Annotated in this window: 26 protein-coding genes; 8 read left to right on the forward strand and 18 right to left on the reverse strand. The window is 69.9% G+C overall.

Going from position 1 to position 23037, the window contains the following annotated elements; translation table 11 throughout:
* The 4 genes from dqs_RS13580 (at window position 1) to dqs_RS13595 (ending at window position 6102) form a co-directional block, all read left to right on the forward strand.
* Window positions 1-1500 carry a c-type cytochrome gene (locus dqs_RS13580; RefSeq protein WP_065340832.1) on the forward strand — a complete coding sequence of 500 codons (1500 nt, stop codon included), beginning with the start codon at window positions 1-3 and terminating at the stop codon, window positions 1498-1500.
* 22 nt (window positions 1501-1522) lie between these two features.
* On the forward strand, window positions 1523-2506 hold the full coding sequence (locus dqs_RS13585) for a hypothetical protein (protein ID WP_065340833.1): 984 nt from the start codon (window positions 1523-1525) through the stop codon (window positions 2504-2506).
* 13 nt (window positions 2507-2519) lie between these two features.
* Window positions 2520-4115 carry a toll/interleukin-1 receptor domain-containing protein gene (locus dqs_RS13590; protein WP_065340834.1) on the forward strand — a complete coding sequence of 532 codons (1596 nt, stop codon included), beginning with the start codon at window positions 2520-2522 and terminating at the stop codon, window positions 4113-4115.
* A gap of 190 nt (window positions 4116-4305) precedes the next feature.
* Complete coding sequence (locus dqs_RS13595; protein WP_065340835.1) at window positions 4306-6102, forward strand: tetratricopeptide repeat protein; 1797 nt, start codon at window positions 4306-4308, stop codon at window positions 6100-6102.
* A 9-nt stretch (window positions 6103-6111) separates the two neighbouring features.
* Here the strand turns inward: dqs_RS13595 and dqs_RS13600 are convergent, their stop codons facing one another.
* Window positions 6112-6489, reverse strand: a complete 378-nt coding sequence (locus dqs_RS13600) for a cupin domain-containing protein (protein ID WP_065340836.1) — start codon at window positions 6487-6489, stop codon at window positions 6112-6114.
* Window positions 6490-6657: 168 nt separating this feature from the next.
* On the opposite strand from dqs_RS13600, the gene dqs_RS13605 reads away from it, so the two are divergent.
* Window positions 6658-7554, forward strand: coding sequence for a LysR family transcriptional regulator (locus dqs_RS13605; protein ID WP_065340837.1), 897 nt, complete (start codon window positions 6658-6660; stop codon window positions 7552-7554).
* Window positions 7555-7566: 12 nt separating this feature from the next.
* Here the strand turns inward: dqs_RS13605 and dqs_RS13610 are convergent, their stop codons facing one another.
* The 3 genes from dqs_RS13610 to dqs_RS13620 all read right to left on the reverse strand — a co-directional run bounded on the left by dqs_RS13610 (window position 7567) and on the right by dqs_RS13620 (window position 8643).
* Entirely contained in the window at window positions 7567-7875 is a 309-nt protein-coding gene (locus tag dqs_RS13610; RefSeq protein WP_011766328.1) for a Rieske (2Fe-2S) protein, read from the reverse strand.
* 169 nt (window positions 7876-8044) lie between these two features.
* Window positions 8045-8302 (reverse strand): translation initiation factor IF-1, encoded by a 258-nt coding sequence (gene infA / locus dqs_RS13615; protein ID WP_011766329.1) that lies wholly within the window; start codon window positions 8300-8302, stop codon window positions 8045-8047.
* Window positions 8303-8439: 137 nt separating this feature from the next.
* Window positions 8440-8643, reverse strand: coding sequence for a cold-shock protein (locus dqs_RS13620; protein WP_011766330.1), 204 nt, complete (start codon window positions 8641-8643; stop codon window positions 8440-8442).
* A gap of 415 nt (window positions 8644-9058) precedes the next feature.
* Here dqs_RS13620 and dqs_RS13625 point away from each other — a divergent pair, with 415 nt between their 5' ends.
* Window positions 9059-9901 carry an EamA family transporter gene (locus tag dqs_RS13625; protein ID WP_065340838.1) on the forward strand — a complete coding sequence of 281 codons (843 nt, stop codon included), beginning with the start codon at window positions 9059-9061 and terminating at the stop codon, window positions 9899-9901.
* Between the two features lie 15 nt (window positions 9902-9916).
* Here dqs_RS13625 and dqs_RS13630 read toward each other — a convergent pair whose 3' ends face one another.
* Window positions 9917-10438 carry a hypothetical protein gene (locus dqs_RS13630; RefSeq protein ID WP_011766332.1) on the reverse strand — a complete coding sequence of 174 codons (522 nt, stop codon included), beginning with the start codon at window positions 10436-10438 and terminating at the stop codon, window positions 9917-9919.
* A 214-nt stretch (window positions 10439-10652) separates the two neighbouring features.
* Between dqs_RS13630 and dqs_RS13635 the strand changes: the two genes are divergently transcribed.
* Window positions 10653-11090, forward strand: a complete 438-nt coding sequence (locus dqs_RS13635; RefSeq protein WP_011766333.1) for a DUF2721 domain-containing protein — start codon at window positions 10653-10655, stop codon at window positions 11088-11090.
* 4 nt (window positions 11091-11094) lie between these two features.
* On the opposite strand, the gene dqs_RS13640 is transcribed toward dqs_RS13635, so the two are convergent.
* From dqs_RS13640 to dqs_RS13695, 12 genes are all read right to left on the reverse strand, one after another.
* A complete protein-coding gene (locus dqs_RS13640; RefSeq protein ID WP_065340839.1) occupies window positions 11095-12072 on the reverse strand; it encodes a 2-dehydropantoate 2-reductase in 978 nt (325 codons plus the stop codon).
* 50 nt (window positions 12073-12122) lie between these two features.
* The gene (locus tag dqs_RS13645; RefSeq protein ID WP_065340840.1) at window positions 12123-12893 is read right to left on the reverse strand and encodes a class II aldolase/adducin family protein; all 771 of its coding nucleotides are present in this window, start codon (window positions 12891-12893) and stop codon (window positions 12123-12125) included.
* Between the two features lie 189 nt (window positions 12894-13082).
* Window positions 13083-14054, reverse strand: coding sequence for an endonuclease/exonuclease/phosphatase family protein (locus dqs_RS13650; RefSeq protein WP_065340841.1), 972 nt, complete (start codon window positions 14052-14054; stop codon window positions 13083-13085).
* Window positions 14055-14167: 113 nt separating this feature from the next.
* Window positions 14168-16297 carry a TonB-dependent receptor gene (locus tag dqs_RS13655; RefSeq protein ID WP_011766337.1) on the reverse strand — a complete coding sequence of 710 codons (2130 nt, stop codon included), beginning with the start codon at window positions 16295-16297 and terminating at the stop codon, window positions 14168-14170.
* Between the two features lie 102 nt (window positions 16298-16399).
* Window positions 16400-17020, reverse strand: a complete 621-nt coding sequence (locus dqs_RS13660) for a PepSY-associated TM helix domain-containing protein (protein ID WP_065340842.1) — start codon at window positions 17018-17020, stop codon at window positions 16400-16402.
* A gap of 249 nt (window positions 17021-17269) precedes the next feature.
* Window positions 17270-18205, reverse strand: coding sequence for a sensor domain-containing diguanylate cyclase (locus dqs_RS13665; RefSeq protein WP_065340843.1), 936 nt, complete (start codon window positions 18203-18205; stop codon window positions 17270-17272).
* Between the two features lie 43 nt (window positions 18206-18248).
* Window positions 18249-18650 (reverse strand): GFA family protein, encoded by a 402-nt coding sequence (locus dqs_RS13670; RefSeq protein ID WP_011766340.1) that lies wholly within the window; start codon window positions 18648-18650, stop codon window positions 18249-18251.
* A 128-nt stretch (window positions 18651-18778) separates the two neighbouring features.
* Complete coding sequence (locus tag dqs_RS13675) at window positions 18779-19159, reverse strand: hypothetical protein (RefSeq protein WP_011766341.1); 381 nt, start codon at window positions 19157-19159, stop codon at window positions 18779-18781.
* Window positions 19160-19226: 67 nt separating this feature from the next.
* Window positions 19227-19946: a DUF4336 domain-containing protein gene (locus dqs_RS13680; RefSeq protein WP_169823517.1), complete on the reverse strand. Its 720-nt coding sequence runs from the start codon at window positions 19944-19946 to the stop codon at window positions 19227-19229.
* Window positions 19947-20077: 131 nt separating this feature from the next.
* Window positions 20078-20503 (reverse strand): VOC family protein, encoded by a 426-nt coding sequence (locus dqs_RS13685; protein WP_011766343.1) that lies wholly within the window; start codon window positions 20501-20503, stop codon window positions 20078-20080.
* Between the two features lie 14 nt (window positions 20504-20517).
* Entirely contained in the window at window positions 20518-21141 is a 624-nt protein-coding gene (locus dqs_RS13690) for an HAD hydrolase-like protein (RefSeq protein ID WP_011766344.1), read from the reverse strand.
* Window positions 21138-21575, reverse strand: a complete 438-nt coding sequence (locus tag dqs_RS13695; protein ID WP_065340844.1) for a helix-turn-helix domain-containing protein — start codon at window positions 21573-21575, stop codon at window positions 21138-21140. The genes dqs_RS13690 and dqs_RS13695 overlap by 4 nt, the downstream gene beginning before the upstream one ends.
* Before the next feature lie 71 nt (window positions 21576-21646).
* On the opposite strand from dqs_RS13695, the gene dqs_RS13700 reads away from it, so the two are divergent.
* Entirely contained in the window at window positions 21647-22504 is an 858-nt protein-coding gene (locus dqs_RS13700) for a class I SAM-dependent methyltransferase (protein ID WP_065340845.1), read from the forward strand.
* Between the two features lie 9 nt (window positions 22505-22513).
* Here dqs_RS13700 and dqs_RS13705 read toward each other — a convergent pair whose 3' ends face one another.
* Window positions 22514-22882, reverse strand: a complete 369-nt coding sequence (locus tag dqs_RS13705; protein WP_198407891.1) for a hypothetical protein — start codon at window positions 22880-22882, stop codon at window positions 22514-22516.
* Between the last annotated feature and the right edge of the window lie 155 nt (window positions 22883-23037).

Genomic DNA, 23037 nt, shown 5'->3' on the forward strand with positions numbered 1-23037 from the left:
ATGCAGCCCGCCTTCCGCTCCGCGCCATCCTTCCGCCCCCGCGCGCGCAACGCAGGCGGCGCCGTGTTCGCCGCCCTGCTGGTGCTGCTGGTGTTGCTGCTCGCCGGGGGCGCGGTGTTTGGCTGGTACAAGTTCTTCCGCGAAGAGCCGCAGCCGGAATGGATCACCGCCGACCCGGAGATGCGCTTCAAGTACGGCTCGATCGGCGGCGAGCGCGACGCCGGCATCCCCTACTGGATCTTCTACGTGCTGCCGCGCCTCTTTCCCGACAAGCTGCCCGGGCCCGGCGGCTACGCCTCGCTCGGCGTGGTGTGGGAAGAAGGCCAGGAACTGCCGGTGGGCTTCTCGAAAAAAGTGGTCGGCTTTCCGCGCGTCGCCAACAACTGCGCGGCCTGCCACACCGGCAGCTACCGCGTCAGCGCGGAATCGGCCCCGGTGTTCGTCACCACCGCGCCCAACCACACGCTCAACCTGTGGGCCTTCTTCCGCTTTCTGGTCGATTGCGCCAAGGACCCGCGCTTCAACGCCGACAACCTCATGCAGGAGATCCGCCTCGTCACCGACATGCCGCTGCTCGACCAGGCGCTGTACCGCTTCATCATCATCCCGATCACGCGCAAGACCCTGCTGGAACGCGAGGAGCAGTTCGCCTGGCTCTACCGGGCCGATTTCCCGCCCTGGGGCCGCGGCCGCGACGACGCGATGAACCTCACCAAGTACTTCATGATCCGCTGGCCGATGGACGACAGCTTCGGCCCCACCGACATGCCCTCGCTGTGGAACCTTGGCAAGTACAAGCCGGAACAGGGCATGCGCATGAACTTCGCCGGCGACAGCCACGACCCGCGCTCGGTGATCATCGACTCCGCGCTCGGCGTGCTCGGCGCAGCGCCCAAGGACAACGGCGAGTTCCTCGGCCATGTCGGCTGGCTGCAGGACTACCTTGCCGCCAAGCGCGCGCCGGCCTTCCCGTTTCCCGTCAATGCCGCGCTGGCGGACCAGGGCAAGGCGCTGTTCGACGCTCAGTGCGCCGCCTGTCACGCCTCCGCCCGCACCGGCACCGTGGTGCCGCTGGCCGAAGTCGGCACCAGCCGCGACCGCATCGACACCTGGAACGAGAAAGCCGCCACCGAAGCCAACAAGGTGGTGCGCGACATGGGTATCGACCGCCCCGGCCTGGTGGAAGCACCACTGACCGGCTACGTCGCCGCCTTCCTCGACGGCATCTGGCTGCGCGCGCCCTACCTGCACAACGGATCAGTGCCCACGCTGGCCGACCTGCTGACGCCGCCGGCGCAGCGGCCGACGGTGTTCTGGCGCGGCTACGACGTCTACGACCCGCAGAAGGTCGGCTTCGTCAGCAGCGGCGCGGAGGCCGAGCGCATCGGCAGCCGCCACGACGCCACGCAGAAGGGCGGCGGCAACCAGGGCCACGACTTCGGCACCGCACTGCCGGAAGCCGACAGGGCCGCGCTGCTGGAGTACCTGAAAACCTTGTAGGCCGCACACCGGGGAGGGAGGCATGAGGGGATCGCGCAACCACCGCGCGCCGCGCTGGCGGCCCGCGCTACTCGCACTCTGGGTGCTGTGCGGCATCGGGTGGGCGCCGCCGCTCGCCGCGCAACCGCGCCCCGAGGCGCCCCCGACCGACAGCCGGCCGACCCCCGCCGACCCGCCGGCCAGCCCTGCATCCGATCGACCCTACGGCGGCGACCGGGGCGGAGCCGGCGGCGGGGTGGGCGTCGGGATCCAGATCGACCTCGGCCAGGTGTTGCGCTCGCTGTTCGGCAACCGTCCGGACCCGGCGGCGCAGGCGCTCGCGCGCGAGGGGCCGCGCCTGCCCGAGTCCTACAGCTTTCCCAGCCTGCGGATCGAGGCGGTGCTGCGCGGCGGCTGGCCGGCGGTGATCGCGTACGAACTGGCGCCCGGCGCCAGCGCCGAGCTTGAGTTCGCGCTGCCCGGCGAGGCGCCGCACCGCGTCTTCCTGCCGCCGGGCGCGCAGCGCGGCCGCACGCTGATCACGCTCGACCTGCCGGAGCGCTTCGGCGAGGTCCTCAAGGTCGGCACCGTCAGCCTGCGCGTCGAGGGCGGCAGCGGGACCGCGCCACTTCAGTTGTACGGCCTGGGCTGCGGGCCGCTCGCGATCGGCTCGGTGGCGATCGACGAGGTGGTGTTCGAACCCGCCCGGCTCCGCCTGGGGACGGGCGAGCGTGCCTTCTACGGCTTCCACTCGCGCTCGGATTTCAGCCGCGCGGTGGTGGACATCGCCCGCCTCGACGCGGCCCCCGGGGGGCCGCGCCTGGTGCGGGTGCGCAGCGAACCGGTGCAGCAGTCGGTCGCGCGCAACAGCTGGGTGGGGCGCGAACCGCCGCTGCACTGGAACGGCGCCGACGAGCGCGGCGCCGCCTCGCAGGGCGCCCATCTGCTCTATGTGCGGGCATGGGCAGCGGACCCCGGTGACTGGGTGGTTGCGTGGTCGCCGCGCGCGGTCGAGGTGCGCCGCTGAGGCGCGGCCCGCGATGCGCGCGCTCCGCCCCGCCATGCCGCCCGCAGCCCGCGTCGAGGCCGCGCGGCGGCTGACCCGGGTGGCGTGGGGGCTGCTGGTGGTGCTCGCCGCAGTGGGTCACCTGTGGCTCGTCCGCCTGCCATTTCCGGCGGATGCTGCGCTGGCGCCGCCGCTGGAGGCGCAACCAGGCGAGCGCCTGGTGCTGTTGCTGCCCGCGGCGGCGGATCCCCTGCTGCGCGCGAGCGGCGACCAGGTGCTGGAACTGCGCCTCGACCGCGCCCACCTGTCACTCGCCACGCTGGCCCTGCTGCGCAGCGCGGCGCTCGACCCGCCCAGCGACGAGGGCGCCTTCGACTGGCTCGCCGAACCCGGCGAGCGCGGCGGCAGCCGGATCCACGTCGCACTGCAGGCGCCCACCGGCGTCGCGCGGGTCGAACTGTTCCAGCAGCCCGACCCCGAGCGCCGCCAGCCCTACTTCGAACTGCGCGCGGTGGGTGCCGAACTCAACGCCGCGATGGCGTCCATCGACCCCGCCGCCTTCGTCGACGGCACGCCGCGCGCGGACGCCCCGGCGGTCATCGGCGGCGCCCCCCGCCGTCTCGTGGGCGGCGGCCGCACCTGGCCCTTGCCGGCGGCGCTGCCGCTGGAGTTCGCCATACCGGACGGGGCCGCGCTGCGCGTTCATGCGGCGGGCGCCGATGCCTCGCCCGCCGGCCCGCCCAGCGCGCGCTTCGTCTTCGGCGGCAGCGAGGGCGGCGGCACCCTGCTGCCGGTGCGCGGCGCGGGCGTCGTCGACCGCGACGGGCGCTGGCGCCTGCTGGCCTGCTCCGCGCCGCCCCGCGGCCCCCACTGGCGCGGCGCCGCGGCGCTGGCGAGCGGCCCGTGCGACCGCGGCCCGGCCTCCCCCACGCTGACCGTGGCGCAGCTGCGGGTGGCACCGGCCGGGCTGGGCACCGAACTGAGCGGGCGGGCGTGGCTGCTCGACGACGGCGACGCACTCAACGCGCCGCTGGCCACCCGCATGCGCAACGAGGCCCCGCTGCTGGCGGCAGTCGCCGCCGGCGATCTGGTGCTCGCGCTCGGCGCCGGGCTGCCGCTGTACCGCGCGCTGCAACGGCGCCGGGCGCTGCGCAAGGCGGACATCTTCATCAGCTACCGGCGCGACGACAGCATCGCCGAGGCAGCGCTGATCGCGCGCGAACTCGCCACCCATTTCGGCCCCGACCGCGTCTTCATCGACCTCGACGACATCCGCCCGGGCGACCGCTTCCTGCAGCGCATCACCGAGATCATCGCCAGCTGCCGCGCGCTGGTGGTCGTGATCGGTCCCGGCTGGGTGGACGCCCGGCGCGACGGCGTGCGCCGCCTCGACGACCCGCGCGACGTTGTCCGCCACGAGATCGTGCAGGCGCTCGCGCGCGGCATCGCGGTGGTGCCGGTGCTGGTGCGCGGCGCCGACCTGCCAAGGGTGGAGCAGTTGCCGGCGGAGGTGGCGGGCCTGATGGAGCACAGCGCGCTGGTGGTTGCAACTGCGCGCCTGCGCGAAGACGTGGCCAGTCTGGCCGACGCCCTTGAACCCGTGCTGGAGAACGCCGATGAGGAGACGTGACGGATCGCCCGCGTCGCCGCCTGCCCGGCCCAAGGCGCGCCCGAAGTTGGCGCGACCGCCGTCTCCGCCACAGACGGGAGTTCGTCTCCGCCCGGAAAACAGACGCCCATCCACCCGCATCCAAACCGCACTTGTCCGCCCGCGCCGCGCCGTCCATAACGGGTGAGTGCCCTTGACCTGGAGTTCCATCATGGCACCGCTTTCCCTGCGTCCCGCCGTCCTCGCGCTGTTCGCCGCCACGCTGTTCCTGCCCGAAGGCAGCAGCGAATCGCGCGCCGCCCAGCCCGCCTTCGACCCGCTGCTGTCCGACCCGGGCGCCGTCTGCGCCAGCCCGTTCACCGGGGCGTGGCAGCGCACGCTCGTCCAGATTGCCGCGGCGAAGTCCGAGAACGCCCCCTTCCAGACCGGGCAGATGCAGCCCGCCGGCGGCGAGGTGCCGCTGTACAAGGATCTGGGCACGCTGAGCTTCAAGGTGAGCACCGTGGAGCCGCGCGCCCAGGCCTATTTCGACCAGGGCTTGCGGCTCGCCTTCGCCTTCAACCACGCCGAGGCGATCCGCGCCTTCCGCGCCGCGCAGCAGATCGATCCGCACTGCGCGATGTGCTACTGGGGTGAAGCGCTGGCGCTCGGTCCCAACATCAACGCGCCGATGCCGCCCGAAGCCAACCCACCCGCACTGGAGGCCACCGGCCACGCACAGGCACTCGCATCGCGCGCGGACGCGCGCGAACGGGTGTTGATCGAAGCGCTCGCGCGGCGCTATTCCGCCGATCCGAAGGCGGACCGCAGCGCGCTCGACGCGGCCTACGCCGACGCGATGCACGAGGCCGCACGCCGCTACCCGCGGGACGACACCATCCAGGTCCTGTTCGCCGAGGCGGCAATGGATACCCAGCCGTGGGACTACTGGGAGGCTGGCGGCACCCGACCCAAGGGCCGCGCCGCCGACCTGATCGCGGCGCTGGAAACGGTGCTGAAGCGTAACCCCGGCCACCCCGGCGCGATCCACCTCTACATCCACGCGGTGGAGGCCTCGACCACGCCGGAACGCGCATTGGCACCGGCCCGGCGGCTTGCGGCGCTGATGCCGGGGGCCGGCCACATCGTGCACATGCCGGCCCACATCTACTACCGCACCGGGCTGTTCCGCGATTCGCTGGAGGCCAACAAGAAGGCGATCGCGGTAGATGAGCGCTATTTCCAGACCTCGCCGTCCGACCCGCTGTACCGCACCGGCTACTACCCGCACAACATCCACTTCGTGCTGGTATCGGCGCAGATGGGCGGCGACGCCACCACCGCGCTGGAGGCCGCAGCGAAGCTGGATGGCGTGATGCCGGCAGACGTGGTCAGGCAGTTCCCCTCGCTGGAGGCGATCAAGGGCGCGCCTTACACCACGCACGCGCTGTTCAGCGAACCGGCCACCATCCTGGCGCTGCCGCGCCCCGCCGAGGGCCTGACTCTGGTGACCGCGATGTACCACTACGCGCGCGCGGTCGCCTTCGCCGCGAACAAGGACCTGCCCGCCGCCCGCGCGGAACTGGACGCACTGACTCGCATCGAGGCCAACGCCGATTTCCAGCCTTACGCGGCGTGGCAGGTGCCGGCCAGGGAGATCGTGCAGACCGCGCGCCTGGTGGCCGGCGGCCGCGTGGCCGATGCCGAAGGCGACCTCGATGCCGCAGCCAAGGACTACGAGGCGGCGGTGGCGATCGAGGACGCGCTGTCCTACATGGAGCCGCCCTACTGGTACTACCCGGTGCGGCAGTCGCTGGGCGCGGTGAAGCTGCGCCAGGGCAGGCTCGACGAAGCGGAGAAAGCATTCCGCGACTCGCTCGGCAAGGTGCGCAACAACGGCTGGGCGCTGGCCGGGCTGGCGGAGGTGTATCGCCAGCAGCGCAAGCCCGCAGCCCAGGCGGAAGCGCAGAAGGCCTTCAGCCGCGCCTGGTTCGGCCCCGCCGGCGGCCCGGCGCTGGAGCGGCTGTAAGCCCCTCTGTCAGCTGCGCCAGGGCAGCGCCAGCGGGGAACCGTCGGGAAACACCACCTCCACCGGCGACACCGAGAACACGGCGGTAAGCCGGATCGGCGCTTCGCCGGTGTTGAAGATCTGATGATCGGCCGCGGGCGGAATCACCAGCGTGGTGTCCGGGCCGAAGCGATGGACGGCCCCGGCGATGTGCAGTTCGCCGTGGCCGCTTTCGACCACCACCACTTCCTCGCAATCGTGGCGGTGCGGCGGCGTGGCCTCGCCGGCGGCGATGGTCTGGCGCCACACGGACAGGCGCTGCAGGCCGTCGGCCGCGCCGGCGAGGGTGACGTGGTGGATGCCCGGCAGGGCGGCTTCGGGCTGGCGGGTGTTGTCGAGGACGTACATGCGCTTCTCCCAGGGTGCGATAGGGTTGAACTGCGGGTTGAACTGCGGGTTGAACGGCGCCGGACAGCGGCGACGCGGTGAGCGCAGTGTCCGCCTCCTCAACTACCGAAGGAAGTGCGCGCCATGTCGTAACATTGCCGACAATTTTTCCGCAATGAGGGCAGCACGATGGCGGGCTTGCAGGCCTTTCTGGCCTTCGTCGAAACCGTGAAGCGCGGCAGCTTCGCCGCCGCGGCACGCAGCCTGGGGCTGTCTGCCTCCACGGTGGCGAAGAGCGTCGCGCGGCTGGAGGCCGATCTCGGCCTGCGGCTCTTCCATCGCAGCACGCGGCAGGTGGTGCTGACCACCGAGGGCGAGGAGCTTTACCAGCGCTGCAGCCGCATTGCCGACGAAATCGAGGCCCTGCACGACGAAGCGGCCGGCGCGCGCGCCCGGCCGAGCGGCACGCTGCGGCTGAGCGCGCCGGTGGTGCTGGGCCGCCAGCGCGTGGTGCCCGCGCTTGCCGAGCTGCGCCGCCGCCATCCACAGCTGGGGGTGGAGCTGGAACTGGCCGACCGCCAGGTGGATGTGCTGGCCGACCGCCTGGACGGTGCGCTGCGGGTCGGCCCGCTGGCGGATTCGGCGCTGGCCGCGCGGCGCGTGGGCGAGCACCACATCGTCACGGTTGCGGCGCCGGCCTATCTCGCCCGCCGCGGCACGCCGGGCACGCCCGAGGAACTCGCCGCGCACGACTGCCTGCTGTTCCGCAGCCCGTCGAGCGGACGGACGCGGCCGTGGGCCTTCGCGGGCGGCGTTACCGCAACACTGGGCGATGCGGCAACGCTCGCGATCAACGACGGCGAGGCGCTGGTGGCCGCCGCCTGTGCCGGCATGGGCCTGGCGCAGGTGCCGGACTACATGGTCACGGAGGCGATCGCCCGCGGCGCGCTGGTGGAAGTGCTGGCGGACCGACGCCCACCGCCGCTGCCGATCTCGCTGGTCTATCCGTCGGCGCGCCAGCCGCCACCGCGGCTGCGCGCCTTCATCGAGCTGCTGTGCGAGCCGGTGGCGCCGGTGGTGAATTGAAGTCGCGAGCGCTCAGGCCAGCTCGATCTCGACGATGCCGTCGACAACGCGCAGCGGGTAGCTGTCGAGCGTGCATTCCTCGCCCTGGCGGCATTCGCCGCTGCGGCCGTCAAACACCCAGTCGTGCGCGGTACAGGTGAGGTAGCGGCCGTTGAACACGCCGCGCGAGAACGGGATGTGCTGATGCGGACAGAGTCCGTCGAAGGCCTTCAGCTCGCCGCCTTCCGGCCACAGCAGCATGATTTCGCGGCCGTCGAGGTTGAAGGGCGCGGCTTCGCCTTCGATGAGGTTGCGCAGCTTGCACAGGGGGATGTAGGCCATTTTCGGGGTCTCTGTCGGAGTTGGACGTCGTCGGGGCGGAGTGCCTCCACCCTCATTTCCGCGCCCTTCCCGGCCCTGCAGCCCGCGGGCTTCGCGTCAGGCGCGTTCGGCCCGATGAGCAGCAAGTACTGGACCAGTGTCCCCTGCACCCTGCGGTGCGCGCTTTGGATCAGCGCTTTTGATGACGGCTCGTCATCGGCGCGCGGCCTTCGATATGACGGAAGGTGATGCGACCCTTGCTGAGGTCGTAGGGCGACAGTTCGAGCAGGACCTTGTCGCCGGCGATGATGCGGATGTGGTGCTTGCGCATCTTGCCCGCGCCGTAGGCGACCAGGCTGTGGCCGTTGTCGAGGGTCACGCGGTAGCGGGCGTCCGGCAGCACTTCGAGCACCGTGCCGCTCATTTCAAGCAGTTCTTCTTTTGCCATGGGGAAATCTCCAGAAAAGGCAGAAATAAAAAAACCCGACCGAAGCCGGGTTTCTTTTCGGAGTGGGGGGCGAACCGCAGACGGGAACACCCCCTGCTGCGGACGGCGCGGGCAGAACGCCGCGCCACATTCAGCAGTTACAGCGGGCGAATGTTGGACGCCTGCTGGCCCTTCGGGCCACGCGTGATTTCGAACTCGACGCGCTGGCCTTCAGCCAGCGACTTGAAGCCGGAACCCTGGATCGCGGAGAAGTGGGCGAAGAGATCCTCACCACCGTTTTCCGGCGTGATGAAACCAAAGCCCTTCGCGTCGTTGAACCACTTCACGGTACCTGTTGCCATGTCTTGTACATCCCAAAAAAATAAAGTGAGGGGATATCCCCGGTAAGGCGAAAATCAAGACGGCTGGCAGTGAAGGGAGAACGCCGCGCGAAAACGCGGAGACTGAACCGGACAACAAAGGCACTGCTTGAAAATCGCTGCGGCGCACTATGCGCCCGCAGAACAGAAATAGCAAACCGGAAAGTGTGCAGCAATGAACGATGGCGTCGAGGCGGCGCCCTGTTCAAGGGTGATTTCCGCGCGTGACACCCCTTCAATGGCAGGAAGATCACCCGGATCAGCGCCTTGCGGCCCTCGTCGCCGGGTCACAATCCGTTGCACTCGTTTACGCGCTGTCCCCCCGCGCCCTAGCATGCGCGGGGCCGGCTCTCCAGTTCGACACGTCCCGCTCGCACCCCTTCTTCAGGACATACCGATGACGCCAGCCCGCACCGCCGTGCTGACCCTGATCGCGATGATCGCCTTTGCCGCCAATTCGCTGCTGTGCCGGCTGGCCTTGCGCGAAACCGGCATCGACGCTGCCAGCTTCACCGCCATCCGCATCGGGTCCGGGGCGCTGGTGCTGTGGTTGATCGTGATCCTGCGCGGCGGCGGCATCCGCAGCCATGGTAGCTGGGCGTCGGGCCTGGCGCTGTTCGCGTATGCCGCGGCCTTCTCCTACGCCTATGTCAGTCTGCCTGCCGCGGCCGGCGCCTTGCTGCTGTTCGGCGCGGTGCAGGCGACGATGATCGGCTACGGCCTTGCCCACGGCGAACGCTTCAACCGGCGCCAGACCATCGGCCTGCTGCTCGCCGCTGGCGGCCTGGTGGGTTTGCTGCTGCCGGGGCTGTCCGCCCCGCCGCTGGGTGGCGCGGTGCTGATGATCGGCGCCGGCGTGGCGTGGGGGGTGTATTCACTGCGGGGGCGCGGGGCCGCCAACCCCACTGCGGTCACCGCCGGCAACTTCGTGCGCGCGCTACCGTTCGCGGCCGCGCTGAGCCTCTTGGCCGCAGCGCATGGCGCGGTGGACGGCGCAGGCGCGGCCTACGCCGTGGCGTCGGGCGCGCTGGCGTCCGGCCTGGGTTATGCAATCTGGTATGCGGCGCTGCCCGGCCTGCGCGCCACCAGCGCCGCCACCGTGCAACTGAGCGTGCCCATCATCGCCGCGCTCGGCGCCGCGGCCTTCCTGGGCGAGGCGATCACGCTGCGCCTTGCGCTGGCCTCGGTGGCCGTGCTCGGCGGCATCGCGCTGGTCATCACCCAGCGGCGGGTGCGCTGAAGCCCGCACCCAGGGTCAATACAGCCCGGCCTTGATGCTGGGGTCGTGCTCGCCGATTGCGGCGTGAATGACCTCTTCGGCCAGCGCGGTCTGCTGCTCGTCGTGGGTTTCGACCACCAGCACGGTCTGGCCGCTGTCGATCGCATCCTTGACCAGATCGGAGAACGGGCCCTTCCTGCTTTCGGCCCCCACCACGGTGCCGATGAGCCCGCCCAGGCTGGCGCCCCAGCCCAGCATCGCCAGGGGCGCGATCAGCGGACTGGCGACAAACAGCGTGACGTTGGCGGCCACCAGCGCAAGCTGCGCGAGCGCGCCAACGCCGGTGCCCACCGCGGTCCCGATCGCGCCATCCACCAGCACGTCCTTCAGCACCGCCTTGCTCTTGGGCGGCTCGGCCGGCGGCGGCAGGCCGGGTTCGGTGGCGTAGATATTCGTCTGCGCCGCGGGCAGGCCGCGCTCCAGCAGTTGGGCGCGGGTGCGCTCGGCATGCTCGCGATCGGCAAAAAATCCAGAGACGTAGTGTCGATACTCGCTCATTGCACTCTCCTCGCTATCCCTTTGGATGGACGGAGCGCCGGCCGGGTACGGGCGAAACCCGGGCATGGGCGGGGCGGCGCACAAACGAGCGGCCGGCGCGGCCCGATCGGCATGCAAACGGCGCTCCCGCCCCGGGGGAAGCCGGCCGCGCAGCGCCTGCGGGCCGGGCGCCGCGATGCGCTAAAGTGGCGGCATTCCGCTCGCCGCCCCGCCCATGATCGTCCAGATTGCCGACATCACCCACGCGATCCAGCTCGCGGTCGCCCCGGTCTTCCTGCTGACCGCGATCGCCACGCTGATCAACGTCCTCAGCGGCCGCCTCTCCCGCATCGTCGATCGCCGCCGCGTGCTCAACGGCCGCCTTGCCGACCCCAAGCCGCACGAGCCGATCGCCGACGACGTGGAGGAACTGGGCCTGCTGGAACGCCGCGCGCGGCTGATCTACCACGCGATGTTCTTCGCGGTACTTGCGGCGCTGCTGGTGTGCCTGGTGGTGGCGGTCGCCTTCCTCGGGGCCATGGTTACGCTCAACGTCGCCTTCGGGGTGGCGGCGCTGTTCGTGCTGGCAATGCTGGCGATGATCGTGTCGCTGGCGCTGTTCCTGCGCGAAGTGTTCCTGGTGGTGAAGGCGCGCAGCCACCGCTGGCGCTGAGGCATCAATACAGCCCGCGTACCCGCCCGAACAGCCGCACCAGCCCCAGCAGCGCCGACGCGTTCGGCACCGCCACGCCGGCCCTGGCGGCGATCTCCACCACCACGCCGAGCAGCGCGTCGATTTCCAGCGCGCGGCCGGCCTCCACGTCCTGCAGCATCGAGGTGCGCATCGCGCCGAGTTCGCGGGTGACGGCGTTGCGTGCCTGCGGAGTCTGCGCCACCGGGCAGCCGATACGCTCGCCGACCGCGGCGGCCTCCTCCATCACGGCCACCACGAAGGCATTGACCAGCGGGTCGTCGAGGATGCGGTCGGAGGTGGCGCCGGTCAGCGCGGAGACCGGGTTCATCGTCATGTTGCCCCACAGCTTGTACCAGATGTCGCGCTGGATGCCGTCCGACAGCTTGACGTCCAGCCCGGCGCCGGCAAGCAGTTCGGCCGCCGCGCGGGTGGGCGCGGTGGGCGGGCCGCCGAGGGCGTCGCCGAGGATGAGGCCGTTGCCGAAGCCGAGCCGGCACACCCCGGGCGCCGGGGTGTTGCAGGCGATGTGCACCACGCAGCCGATCACCTGCGCGGTGGGGATGCGGCTGCGCAGATCGCCGCCGGGGTCCACGCTTTCCAGCGTGATGCCGGCAAGCGGCCCCGCCAGGCCGTCGAAGAACCACCACGGCACGCCGTTCATCGCCACCAGCACCCGCGTGCGCGGTCCGATCAAGGGGCCGATCGCCGCCGCCACCGCGGCCAGCGCCGGCTGCTTGACGGCGACGATGACGAGATCCTGCTCGCCGAGTTCGGCGGGGTCCGCCACCGCGCGCAGCGGAAAGTGGCGGCGGCCTTCCGCCGTCTCCAGGCCGAGGCCGTCGCGCTGCAGCGCTTCCAGCGTGGCGCCGCGCGCGACCGCGTTGAGGGCATGGCCGGCGGCGGCCAGGCGGGCGCCGATCAGGCCGCCCACCGCACCGACGCCATACAGGCAGATCTTCACTCGCGTCTCCTCCGTTCGATCCGCCGCCGGTCCGATGCCGGCGGCGTGGCTCAGTGACGGTAACCCGGATCGACCTTGTCGACCAGCCGGGTGAAGGCGGCGAACACGTCCTCCCCGGCGCCGTACTTGGGATCGAAGTTGAGCGAATCGGCCACGCATTTCTCCAGCACCGCGGTCGGCAGCTCGATCACCGGCCCCATGGACTGCGAGGCGAGCTGGATCTCGCAGGCGCGATTGACCAGCCACATCAGCGAAAAGGCTTGCGCCAGCGTGGCGCCGATCACCACGGGGCCGTGGTTGCGCAAGAGCAGCACCGGCTTGTCGCCCGCGCTGGCGAGGATGCGTTCGCCCTCGTCGGCATGCACGGTGATGCCCTCGAAGTCGTGGTAGGCAACCTTGCCGTACAGCTGGGCGGCGTAGAAGTTGCTGAACGACAAGCCCTCCTTCAGGCAGCACACCGCCTGGGTCGCGGTGGTGTGCACATGCATCACGCAGTGGCCGTGCGGCACGTGGCCGTGGATGGCGCCGTGGAAGGTGACGCCGGCGGGGTTGATCGGCCAGTCGGAATGGTCGACCACCCGCCCCTCCAGATTGACCTTGACCAGGTTGGAGGCGCACACCTCCGAGTAATGCAGGCCGAAGGGGTTCATCAGGTAGAAGCCGGGCTCGCCCGGCACCCGCAGCGAGATGTGGTTGTAGATGCCTTCGTCCCACTTCAGGTAGGCAAAGATGCGGTACATCGCGGCGAGCTGCACGCGGGCCTGCCAGTCGGTGTCGGAAAAGCGGGCGGGATGTTCGTAGTAGCGGTCGGTGGTGCTCATGGTGATCTCCTCCTTAGGTGGTGCTTCCGGTCGCGTCGCGGGGCGCGCGGCCGGGCTCGTCGGACGTGGCCTGGTCAGGGCTGCGTCTGGCGGGTGATCTCGCGCGCGGCGGCAACAGCGCCGCAGGTGGCGCTCGTCGAAAGCCCACGCCACGCGGCCTTGGGCGAGGCCGCCGAGTGCCCCCTCCCCCTACCCCGCCATCCCCTCCAGCTTCGCCCTCGCATCATCCGTCCGCACCTGTATCCACAGCGGCAGGTGGTCCGAGAGCTGGTAGGTGTATTTGTCCATCGTCATGGTCGGGAACAGCTCGGGCGGAAACAGCTCTCCCACCAGCGCGTCAGACACGTGGAAATCCAGCACCCCGCCCTTGTCGGCGAAGCTGTCGGGATAGGCTTCCGACGGGTACTGCAGGATCTGGTCGTAGCGCTTGTTGCGTGCGAGGTTGCTGCCGAAGGTGTCGGCCAGCAGCGCCTTGGGCACGTGCAGGCCGTAGCGGGTGATGGCCTTGAACAGCGCGCTGCGCCGGCTGGGGATGTTGAAGTCGCCGACCACGATCAGGTCGCGGGTGGTGGCCTGCTCGGACTTGCGGAAGGCGTCGATCCACTGCGCCAGCAGCTCGATCTCGGCAAGGCGGTCGGTGTCGCCGTTGCCCCAGCGGATGTGGGCGGCGATCAGGATGAACTCGAAGCTGCCGGCGCAGAACGAGGCCATGTAGGGCAGCCGCCACCAGAAGCGGTCCTGGATCAGGTATTCGCCGCCCACCTTCACCCGTGGCGGCACCGCTACCGCCGCCATGCCCTGGAAGCCCACCGCGCGGCGGTCGAAGATGAAGCCGATGCGCTCGCCATTGCCGCCGTCGTCCGGCACCACGCCGGAATACACCGCGCGCCACTCGGGGCCGAGGATGTCGAGCACGCGCTTGAGGTCGCCGAGGTTCTCGCGCAGCTCGACCACCGAGATCAGGTCGAACTGGCCGAGGATTTCCGCGACGTAATGAATCGCCGCCTCGCTGCGCGGCTTCTTGCCGAACTCGCGGATGTTCCAGGTGGCAATGTTGATGGTCTGGTCGAGGCACGACGGCGGAATGCCGGCGGCGTCGATCCTGTCCTTCAGCTTCAGCAGGCCGCGCGCCAGCGCGGGTGCCAGCGTGCCGTGCTGCATGTCCGCCTCCCCGCGCGCCACCGCCTGATGTCATAACAGATAGATCATCGGACCGGCAGCGGCAAGGCGGCACCGAGGCGGCCAGCGGCGGTCGCGGCCGCCGGCCGTCAGGCTCAGAAGCGGTAGCTCGCGGTGGCCTGGAAGGTGCGCGGCGCGCCCGGCTGGTTGAGACCGTTCACGCTGCCGTGGGCGGAGGCCCAGTACTCGCGGTCGAACACGTTCTTCAGGTTGAAGGACAGGTCGTAGGTCTTGCTGCGGTAGAGCAGCGCGGCGTCGAACACCGCGAAGCCGGGCAGCTTCACCAGGTTGTCTGGCGCGGCGTACTGCGAGGCCTGCGCCTGCATGCCGCCGCCCAGGCTCCAGCCCTGCCCCAGCTCGCGGGTCACCCACAGGGTGGCGCTGTGGCGCGGAGTCAGCGCCGCGTTGTTGCCCTCGTAGGCGGCGCGGACCACGGTAGTGCCCCAGTTGGCGGTGCCGGTGGCGGTGGATTTCACGATTTCGGTGTCGAGGAAGGCGTAGCCGGCATACACCTGCCAGCCCGGCGCCGGCCGGCCCGACAGCGACAGCTCCAGGCCATCCGTGCGCTGTTCGCCGGCGTTGATGGTGGCGCGGGTGATCGGGTCGGTGATCTTCATGTCGGTGCGCACCAGGTGGAACACCGAGGCGCCGGCCGACAGCGCGCCGCCGAAGAAGTCCCACTTGGCGCCGAGTTCGTAGTTGGTGGAGATCTCCGGATCGGCATCGACGTTGGAGGTCGACAGCTGGAACTGCTCGGCCGAGGGCTGGAAGGAGCGCGACACCGACACGTAGTAGGACTGCACCTCGTCCGGCTGCCACACCAGGCCGGCACGCGGGCTCCATTCGCGGTCGGTGCGATCGAGGTCGGCCTTGTTGAACTCGGTGGTCTTCTGGCGGAAGTCGTCGTAGCGCACGCCGAGCAGCGCCTTCCAGTTGTTGCCGATGGCGATCTGGTCCTGCAGGTAGAAGGCCAGGCTGTCCTGGGTGGTCATGCTGTCGATGGTGCGCGAAGTCGGCGCCACGCCGGCGTACGGCGGAATCGCGCCGCCCGGGTTGTACAGCGGCACGCGGTCGATGCCGATCCAGTTGTCGATGTTCAGCCCCTTGCGCTGGCTGCCCACCTCGATGCCATACAGCAGGGTGTGCTTGACGCCGCCGAGGGCGAGCTGCTGGGTGAGTTCGAGCTGGTTGAACCAGCCTTCCTCGTCGCGCTGCACATGACCGTGGGTGCGCTGCATGCGCAGCTGGCCGCCGACGAGCGTGTAGGCGCTGCCGGAGCGGTACAAGGTGTTCTCGCGGTCGAGCTTGAAGTCGTAATAGCGCAGCACGTTGCGCAGCGACCACTGGCCGTTGAAGCGGTGGCTGAGCGTGGCGGTGGCGGTGTTCATCGTCGCCGACGTCATGTCGTCGTCCTCGGCGTCGCCGGAGCCGTAGTAGGTGTCGTGATCGACGTCGAGCGGGCGGCCGTTGTTATCGGGGATGCCGAAGTCGGTCGGGCGGCGGTCACGGTTGTGGCTCAGTTGCAGCAGCAGCCGGGTATCCTCGCCGAGCCTGAAATCCACCGAAGGCGCGATCGCCTCGCGCTTGAGGTAGGACTCGTCGCGAAAGCCGGTGGAATCCTCGAAGGCGCCGGTCAGGCGGTAGCTGTGGCCGCCGTCGCCGAGCGCGCCGGCGAAGTCCACGCTGGTACGGCGCTCGCCTTCGCTGTCGAGTTGCAGGGTGATCTCGCGCAAGCTCTGGGTAATGGGCAGCTTGCTGACGCGGTTGATGATGCCGCCAGACGAGCCGCGGCCGTAGAGCACCGCCGCCGGCCCCTTGATGACTTCCACCCGGTCGGTGTTGGAGAGGTCGCGGAAGTAGAGCGCGTCGTCGCGCACGCCGTCGAGGAAGACGTCGCCGATCGCGGTGAAGCCGCGGATCGCCACCTGGTCGCGCTGGCCGTCGCCCATGTTGAGCGTCACGCCCGGCACATTGCGCAGCGCGTCGGTCAGCGAGCGCACGCCCTGGTCCTCGATCAGCTCGGGGCCGACCACGTTCACCGTCTGCGGGATGTCGCGCAGCGCCGCCGTGCCCTTGGTGGCGGACGATGATACGAGCGGGTTGTAGCTGGTTTCAGCGGCGGATTCGGCGCTGACGGTAACCGGGGCCATGACCGCATCCGCGGCGTGCGACTGCAAGGGAAACGCCGCCGCGATGGACAGGCTGATGATTGTTTTGAATTGCATGGAAATACGCCCGAAGGAGATTGCTGGCTGGCTGGCCGACGGGCGCGGCGGGCTGGCTGGAAGAGGAATCCGGAACGCCGGTACGCCCGGCGCGGGCGGGATTCAGCCGGCGAGCAGCGCCAGCGTCACCACCAGCGCGCCGCCGCCCAGCGACAGCGCGCCGAGCCGCAGCGTGGAGCCGTGCAGCCGCCCCCACAGCCAGAAGCCGGACAGGCTGAGCAGCGCCAGCGCAATCGCCACCGCGTCGGCAAGCAGGATCCAGCCGGCGCCGGTGCCGATCGCCATGTGCAGGCGGGCGAGGTGCAGCCACAGATTGGGCTTGGTGCGCACGACCTCGGCCTGGCTCGCGCCGGCCCAGTATTCGACGCGGGTCGCGAGCGAGGGGGTGTCGTGGGTGATGCGCCAGCGCTCCGGCTGGCGCACGCGGCGGCCGTCCCATTCCACTTCGCGGGCGGCCTCCACGGTGGTGCGCAGCTTGCCGAGTTCAGGGTCCAGTGGCAGCGCCAGCTGGGCGAGCAATGCCTGGGGCGTCGCCGGGGTTTCGGCCAGCGTCACCAGCTCGCGCACTTCCTCGCGCTGCAGCGCAGGAATCTTCATCACGTCGCGGTGGTTGAGCAGGAAGCCGGTGACCGCGAACAGCAACACCACCGTGGCCAGCATCAGGCCGATCCAGGCGTGCAGCTTGCGCAGCCACTTCTGTGCGTTGGGTTTGCCGGCAGGCATGCGCACCCTCTTCACCGCGCTCCCCCACAAGCAGGGTGGGACCGGCGGCGGATCAGGGAGAAGTGGGTTTTTGGCACCCGCGGCGGGCGTGGAGATCGGACGTGCATGGCGGTCAGTGTCGAGGAGCGGAGTCGCGGGCTGACCGGTGCGGCGGGCTGGCTGGCGCGGATTGTATCGTCATGCACAAATAAGAATCAATCTCGATACAGACCGAAACGAATCCGAGAAGGCGACTTGCGGCTGCGCGCCTTAACCCCGCAGACGGCGCTTTTCGCTGTACATCAGGCGGTCGGCGCGCTGCCAGGCCGCGTCCAGGCCCCAGGTGGGATCGCGCATTGCCATGCCGATCGACGCATCCACACCATAGGCCGCAAAGGCGGCTCGCAACCGCGCCACCAGCGCGTGCCCGCCGGCTTCGTTGCACTCCACCGCCACCACGCCGAACTCGTCGCCGCCGAGGCGGGCAAGGATGTCCACCTCGCGCACGGAGGCCCTCAGCGCCTGCGCGGCACAGACGATCAGGGCGTCGCCGGCGGCGTGGCCTTCGCTGTCGTTAACGTGTTGCAGGCCGGCGAGGTCGACAACCACCGCCGCGGCAGGATGGCCGAAGCGCAGGCAGCGCTCCTCCTCCCGGTGCAGCATCTGGTCCCATGCGCGGCGGTTGAAGAGGCCGGTGAGCGGGTCGGTCTGGGCCTCCAGTTCGAGGCGTTCGTTGCGGCGGATCTCGTGCGACAGCAGCAGGTCCGCGTGCAGGATGGTGCTGAGCAGGCGGGCGAGCAGTTCCACGAGGTGCTGCTCGGCCACGATCTCCGGCGACTGGCTGACCGGGTCGATCGCGCACAGGGTGCCGAAGAGGCTGCCGTCCGCCTTGGTCAGCGGCACGCCGATGTAGGCCTTGATCGGCACCTGGCGGCCGATCGGTGCCGCCGCATATACAGCCACCGCGTCGCAATCCGGCGCGATGCGCGGGCCGTTGCCCTTGACCATCTCCGAGCAGAAGGAATCCGCCCAGCGGAACACCGAGCCGGCCTTGACGCCGTAGCCGTGGTCCTCGGCCTGCAGCACGATCCAGTCCTCGCCTTCGGTGCGGGTCACCATCCACAGTCCGAAGCCGAAGCGCTTGTGCAGGTAGGCGAGCACCGCGTGGGCCGCGCTCTGGAAGTCGTTGAATGCGACGTCGATCATGCGTGTCTCCCCTGCCCCGGCCCGCCGAGCGCCGGCGCAGCGCCTACAGGTGCCGATGCAGCGCGGGGCTGTCCTGCCAGCGGTCGTGCAGCCCATCCACGTAGGTGATGGGCGCCGCCGCCAGCTCTTCCTCGGTAACGTCGTCCAGGCAGCCGAGATTGACGCCGTACACCTTGCCCATCGGCGTCTCGTTACCGATGCCGTACGGGCGCACGCCGCAGTGCCGGCAGAAGTAGTGGTGGTTCTTGCCGGTGTTGAAGCGGTACTGCACGAGTTCGCCCGCACCGGCCAGCAGCCGGAACGCGTCCGGTTTGACCACCGCGGGCCAGAAGCGGGTGCGGCGGCAGATCGAACAGTTGCAGCGATAGGTGGGCTGGCTGAGGTCGATGTCGGCCTCGAACCGGACCGCCCCGCAATGACAGCTTCCGTGATAAGTCTTCAGCATCTCAGCCTCTCCTGCCCGTTGCAGCTGTATTCAGCCCGCAGCAAAGTGTGCGCCCGGCGCGGCGGCTTATCCAAACCGCTGTTCCGCGACGAGCGCGATGCCGGCCTGGCGGCGGCGCGGGCAAGGCCTCAGGCCGCAGCGGTGCGCCGGTAGGACAGCAGGAAGAGCGTACCGAGCAGCATGTCGATACAGGCAAATGCCACCACCAGCGCCGGCACCCGGGCCTGGGCGAACAGCGCGAACGCCGCGATCACGAAGCTGAATTTTTCCACCGCGGCCGGCAGCATGAACAGCCGGTAGCGCTGCGGGTCGCGTGCGATCAGCAGAAAGGCCAGCTGCCATGCCAGCGCGACCCCGAGAAAGCCGTAGAAATGTTCCGGATGCGTAATCGCCGGCGGAAAGTCGACGCCGACCTGTTCTTCCATGAAGTACTGCGGCAACAGCGCAATCAGGCCGTAGACGCCGGCAACCGTGAACACGCGGCGGGCAAAAAGCGGGGATGGAGACATCGCGGCCACTCCGGAATGGGAAATCGGATCAATGCGGACGGTGGCGCGGGGCGTACGCCACCACGCGTCACAGCAACCACGCAAAGGCTTCGCGCAGCCGCGCGCGGGCATCGCGCCGCAGCACCGGCCCGTGCGCCATGACGATGCGTTCGATCGGCCATTCCAGCATGGCCTGCACCGAACGCCGCGCTGCCGGCACGTCGCGGAAAAAGCGACGCAGCAGGAAGGAATGGCCGAAGCGGTTGTAGCAGCCGTTGATGCGCGCATACAGGCGCGTGGCAAAGGCGTCCCAGCTGCCGAGGAAGACCGCGAGGTCGGTGATCACCAGCGTGCGCGACGGGCGATGGAAGAACACGGTTTCGTTGAGTTCGCTGTTGCCGGCCACGAACACCGCGTCGATGCTGTCCGCCCACGGTGCCACCGCCGCCTCTGGCAGCGGCGGGTGCGGCGCGAAGGCCGGGTTCTTGTCGGTCAGCCCGGGGGCAACGAAGAGGCGCGCCTGCGGATACTGCTCCATCGCCGCCAGCGCATACAGGTGGTGCAGGCGGTTGGGCGCCACCACAAACTGCACCGGCCCCAGTGCATCCACCGCGGCCTTCAGCCCGCCCTGCAGCGGAATCGGCGAATGCAGCCACACCCCGCCGGACGGCAGCCGAACCACGGTCATGCAGGTCGTCATGCGGAAACCGAAGAAGCTGAGCGGGTGGCGGGCGATCCAGATATCCGGCGCGAGTTGGGTGAGTTCGAATTCGGCGGCGGGGTTCCAGGCGGCGTGTTCGGAAGCCATCGGCGATCCTGTTGGAATGCGCATGATGCGGTGCGGCGCGGGGTCGACATGATAAACGGCTCGCCCGGTTATCCCGATGACAAGTTGCCCGTGATGTGTCGCACCACCGCCGGGGATGACAGCTGCGCCGCTCAGCCTTCCGCCTGACCGTCGGCGATCTCGTCGTAGCCGCGGCCGATGAACTGGACGAGACAGAAGCCGTGCCCGAAGGGATCGGCAAAGCGCGCCAGGCGGCCCCACGCGAAATCCTCCACCGCGCCCTCCGCCTGCGCCCCCGCGGCAAGCGCCCGCGCCGCTGCAAGGTCGACGTCGGCAACGACCAGGTCGATGTGTACCGGCGTCCAGTGGCGGCGGTAGTTGCGGGTGGTGAGCGCCCCCGCCCCGCCCGCCGCAGCGGTGCCGGCGGCTTTGTGCAGCAGATAGATCGGCGAGGAAGCGCCCAGCAGTTCCTGAACCCCCTCCCCCAGCCTGCGGCCCACGCGCAGGCCGAAGGCGCGCCGGTAGAAATCGGTGGCGGCGGCGAGGTCATCGACGTCGATGTTGATCAGCAGGTCCATGCCTCGCCCTCCGCTTACGCAATGCGCGCGATGTCCGCCACCCGCTCGAACAGTTCGTCCGGCGCGTGCGCCGCCAGCGACGCGGCCGTGCCGTAGCCCCAGGCCACCGCGCCAAAGGCCACCCGCGCCTTGCGCGCCGCCTCCAGGTCGGTCACCTGATCGCCGATGTAGATCGCGTCTCCTGCCGCCACGCCAGCGCGCCGCAGCACCTTGCGGATGCGATCCGCCTTGCCGAAGATCGACATGCCGCATTCCAGCTGGCCAATGCGCGTGATGATGTCCGTACCGAGGATGCTGCGCACGTTGTCCGCCGCGTTGGACGACACCACCGCCAGCCCGACGCCGCCCTCGTGCAGCGCGCGCAGCATCGGGGCCACCCCGTCGAACAGCGCAACCTCGCCGGCATTGGCCTGCATCAGCCGGGTAAAGGTGCGCGCCACCGCCGGCAGCTTCCACGCCGGCATGCCCACGTGGGCCATCATCTCGCGCGCGCCCAGATGGCGCAGCGACGGAATCTCCTCCGCCGCGATCGGCCGGAAGGCGTGCTGCTCGGCCACGTGGTTGAACACCCGCACGAAGAACGGAAAGGAATCCGCCAGCGTGCCGTCGAAATCAAAAATCGCGAGTCGATACTTCATGTTGCTCCAGGGCGGCGCGGCGTTTGCCGAGGACGCGGGCCAAGCGCGCCGATGGCCGCCGCGCGCAAGATGCGGCGAAAGGTGGGGCACTCGAGGTGGCTGGGGGCGGAACACTGCGCCGCGTGGCGCAGACCGTCACGCATGGCGGAAAGCTGGCGTATCCGCTGATCCAGCTCGTCCGCACGGCGCCGCAGCAGCGCGCGGTCGATCTGCAGGCCGCCGTCGGGTGCGAACATCGCCGCGATCTCGTCCAGCGAAAAGCCGGACGCCCGTCCGAGCGCGATCAGCGCCAGCCGCTCCAGCACGCCATCGGCAAACACACGCCGCCGGCCCTGCCGTCCGAGCGCGGCAATCAACCCCTTTTCTTCGTAGTAGCGCAGTGTGGAGGCCGGCACGCCGGACTGCCGCGCGACCTCCGCGATATCGAGCGACATGGCGCTTGACCTCAAGTCGACTTGAACTTGCAAGATAGCAGCACGACGTTTTCGAGGACAGGAACCCGATCATGAACAAGACATACGACAGCGGCAACAAGACGCAGGGCGCGCTGTGGAACGGCAGCGCGGGGCAGGCCTGGGTGGAGAACCAGACCCTGCTGGACACCATGTTCCAGCCCATCGCCGACCTGCTTCTGGACACCCTGGCGGACATGCCCGACGCCGCGGTACTGGACGTGGGCTGCGGCGCCGGCGCCACCACGGTGGACATCGCGCGGCGCGTGGCGCCCCATGGCCGCTGCACCGGCATCGACGTATCGGCCCCGATGATCACCGCCGCCCGCGCCCGCGCCGCGCAGCACGGCGCCAGCGCCGACTTCGTGTGCGCCGACGCGCAAGGTCACGACTTCGGCCCGGCCTGCTTCGACCTCGTCGTGTCCCGCTTCGGCGTCATGTTCTTCGATGACCCGGTGGCCGCGTTCGCCGGGCTGCGTCGCGCAACCCGCAGCAATGGGCGGCTGCGCTTCATCGCCTGGCGCAGCCCGGCCGAAAACCCCTTCCATACGATTGCCGAACAGGCGGCCCGGCCGCTGCTGCCGCAGCTACCGCAACGCCGCCCCAACGAACCCGGCCAGTTCGGCTTTGCCGACCGGGAACACGTTGCCCGCATCCTGGAGCACACCGGCTGGCGCGGGATCGACATCCGCCCCGCCGACATCGCCTGCGCCTTCCCCGCCCACCACCTGCCCACCTACATGGCGCGCATGGGCGCCGTGGGCCGCGCGCTGGACGAGGCCGACGCCGCTACCCGCACGGCGGTCATGGAGGCGCTGCACCCGGTGTTCGCACCCTTCATCCATGGCGAAGAAGTGCGCTTCACCGCCGCGTGCTGGGATGTCCGCGCAAGCGCGGCGCCAGGCGACTAAGCGGGCGCGCTAGCGGCTGCACGCCGCGCGCGTGCCCGGCAACAGCAGCAGAAGCAGAAAGACCAGCAGCAGGAACAAGGCCAACAGCACGTTCGACCCCGGCAGATGGGAGAGACTGTAGTTGGCCACCACCCAACTGCCGAAGCGGTACAGCTGGAAGCACACCGCGCCGAGGCCCAGCCACCACGCCCACGCATAGCACCGCCACAGGCCCCAGGCGATCAGCAGCCCGAGGATGCACACCAGCCAGGTCACCGGCTGCACGAAGTTGAGGCGAAGGCTGAAGAAATCGCCGGTCAGTGCGATCCGCACCAGCGAACCGCCCAGCACCAGCAGCACATAGACGACCGCGACCAGCGCCGCGAGGCGCGCTTGCATTTGACTACTCATGGGACTCCGGACAGGACAGTGAAGGCCGGCTGGCTGCCGGCTCCGCGTTCAGGCCGCGATCCTAGCGGCCATGCCGTCGGCAAGCCGACCCGCCACACGCCGGCCGGCCGGAAAAGCGCGACGGGCGGAGCGCTGCGGACTTT

Origin of the sequence: Azoarcus olearius, from assembly GCF_001682385.1 — a bacterium.
Lineage (GTDB): Bacteria > Pseudomonadota > Gammaproteobacteria > Burkholderiales > Rhodocyclaceae > Azoarcus > Azoarcus olearius.

Bases quoted from the DNA above. Each gene is read 5' to 3' on its own strand.
- dqs_RS13605 (WP_065340837.1), top strand. From the start codon at position 6,658: ATGGCGGGCTTGCAGGCCTTTCTGGCCTTCGTCGAAACCGTGAAGCGC.
- dqs_RS13665 (WP_065340843.1), bottom strand. From the start codon at position 18,205: ATGATCGACGTCGCATTCAACGACTTCCAGAGCGCGGCCCACGCGGTG.
- dqs_RS13685 (WP_011766343.1), bottom strand. From the start codon at position 20,503: ATGGACCTGCTGATCAACATCGACGTCGATGACCTCGCCGCCGCCACC.
- dqs_RS13585 (WP_065340833.1), top strand. From the start codon at position 1,523: ATGAGGGGATCGCGCAACCACCGCGCGCCGCGCTGGCGGCCCGCGCTA.
- dqs_RS13635 (WP_011766333.1), top strand. From the start codon at position 10,653: ATGATCGTCCAGATTGCCGACATCACCCACGCGATCCAGCTCGCGGTC.
- dqs_RS13670 (WP_011766340.1), bottom strand. From the start codon at position 18,650: ATGCTGAAGACTTATCACGGAAGCTGTCATTGCGGGGCGGTCCGGTTC.
- dqs_RS13675 (WP_011766341.1), bottom strand. From the start codon at position 19,159: ATGTCTCCATCCCCGCTTTTTGCCCGCCGCGTGTTCACGGTTGCCGGC.
- dqs_RS13705 (WP_198407891.1), bottom strand. From the start codon at position 22,882: ATGCAAGCGCGCCTCGCGGCGCTGGTCGCGGTCGTCTATGTGCTGCTG.
- dqs_RS13695 (WP_065340844.1), bottom strand. From the start codon at position 21,575: ATGTCGCTCGATATCGCGGAGGTCGCGCGGCAGTCCGGCGTGCCGGCC.
- dqs_RS13680 (WP_169823517.1), bottom strand. From the start codon at position 19,946: ATGGCTTCCGAACACGCCGCCTGGAACCCCGCCGCCGAATTCGAACTC.
- dqs_RS13660 (WP_065340842.1), bottom strand. From the start codon at position 17,020: ATGCCTGCCGGCAAACCCAACGCACAGAAGTGGCTGCGCAAGCTGCAC.
- dqs_RS13655 (WP_011766337.1), bottom strand. From the start codon at position 16,297: ATGCAATTCAAAACAATCATCAGCCTGTCCATCGCGGCGGCGTTTCCC.
- dqs_RS13650 (WP_065340841.1), bottom strand. From the start codon at position 14,054: ATGCAGCACGGCACGCTGGCACCCGCGCTGGCGCGCGGCCTGCTGAAG.
- dqs_RS13630 (WP_011766332.1), bottom strand. From the start codon at position 10,438: ATGAGCGAGTATCGACACTACGTCTCTGGATTTTTTGCCGATCGCGAG.
- dqs_RS13645 (WP_065340840.1), bottom strand. From the start codon at position 12,893: ATGAGCACCACCGACCGCTACTACGAACATCCCGCCCGCTTTTCCGAC.
- dqs_RS13590 (WP_065340834.1), top strand. From the start codon at position 2,520: ATGCGCGCGCTCCGCCCCGCCATGCCGCCCGCAGCCCGCGTCGAGGCC.
- dqs_RS13610 (WP_011766328.1), bottom strand. From the start codon at position 7,875: ATGGCCTACATCCCCCTGTGCAAGCTGCGCAACCTCATCGAAGGCGAA.
- dqs_RS13690 (WP_011766344.1), bottom strand. From the start codon at position 21,141: ATGAAGTATCGACTCGCGATTTTTGATTTCGACGGCACGCTGGCGGAT.
- dqs_RS13625 (WP_065340838.1), top strand. From the start codon at position 9,059: ATGACGCCAGCCCGCACCGCCGTGCTGACCCTGATCGCGATGATCGCC.
- dqs_RS13580 (WP_065340832.1), top strand. From the start codon at position 1: ATGCAGCCCGCCTTCCGCTCCGCGCCATCCTTCCGCCCCCGCGCGCGC.
- dqs_RS13595 (WP_065340835.1), top strand. From the start codon at position 4,306: ATGGCACCGCTTTCCCTGCGTCCCGCCGTCCTCGCGCTGTTCGCCGCC.
- dqs_RS13600 (WP_065340836.1), bottom strand. From the start codon at position 6,489: ATGTACGTCCTCGACAACACCCGCCAGCCCGAAGCCGCCCTGCCGGGC.
- dqs_RS13700 (WP_065340845.1), top strand. From the start codon at position 21,647: ATGAACAAGACATACGACAGCGGCAACAAGACGCAGGGCGCGCTGTGG.
- infA (WP_011766329.1), bottom strand. From the start codon at position 8,302: ATGGCAAAAGAAGAACTGCTTGAAATGAGCGGCACGGTGCTCGAAGTG.
- dqs_RS13620 (WP_011766330.1), bottom strand. From the start codon at position 8,643: ATGGCAACAGGTACCGTGAAGTGGTTCAACGACGCGAAGGGCTTTGGT.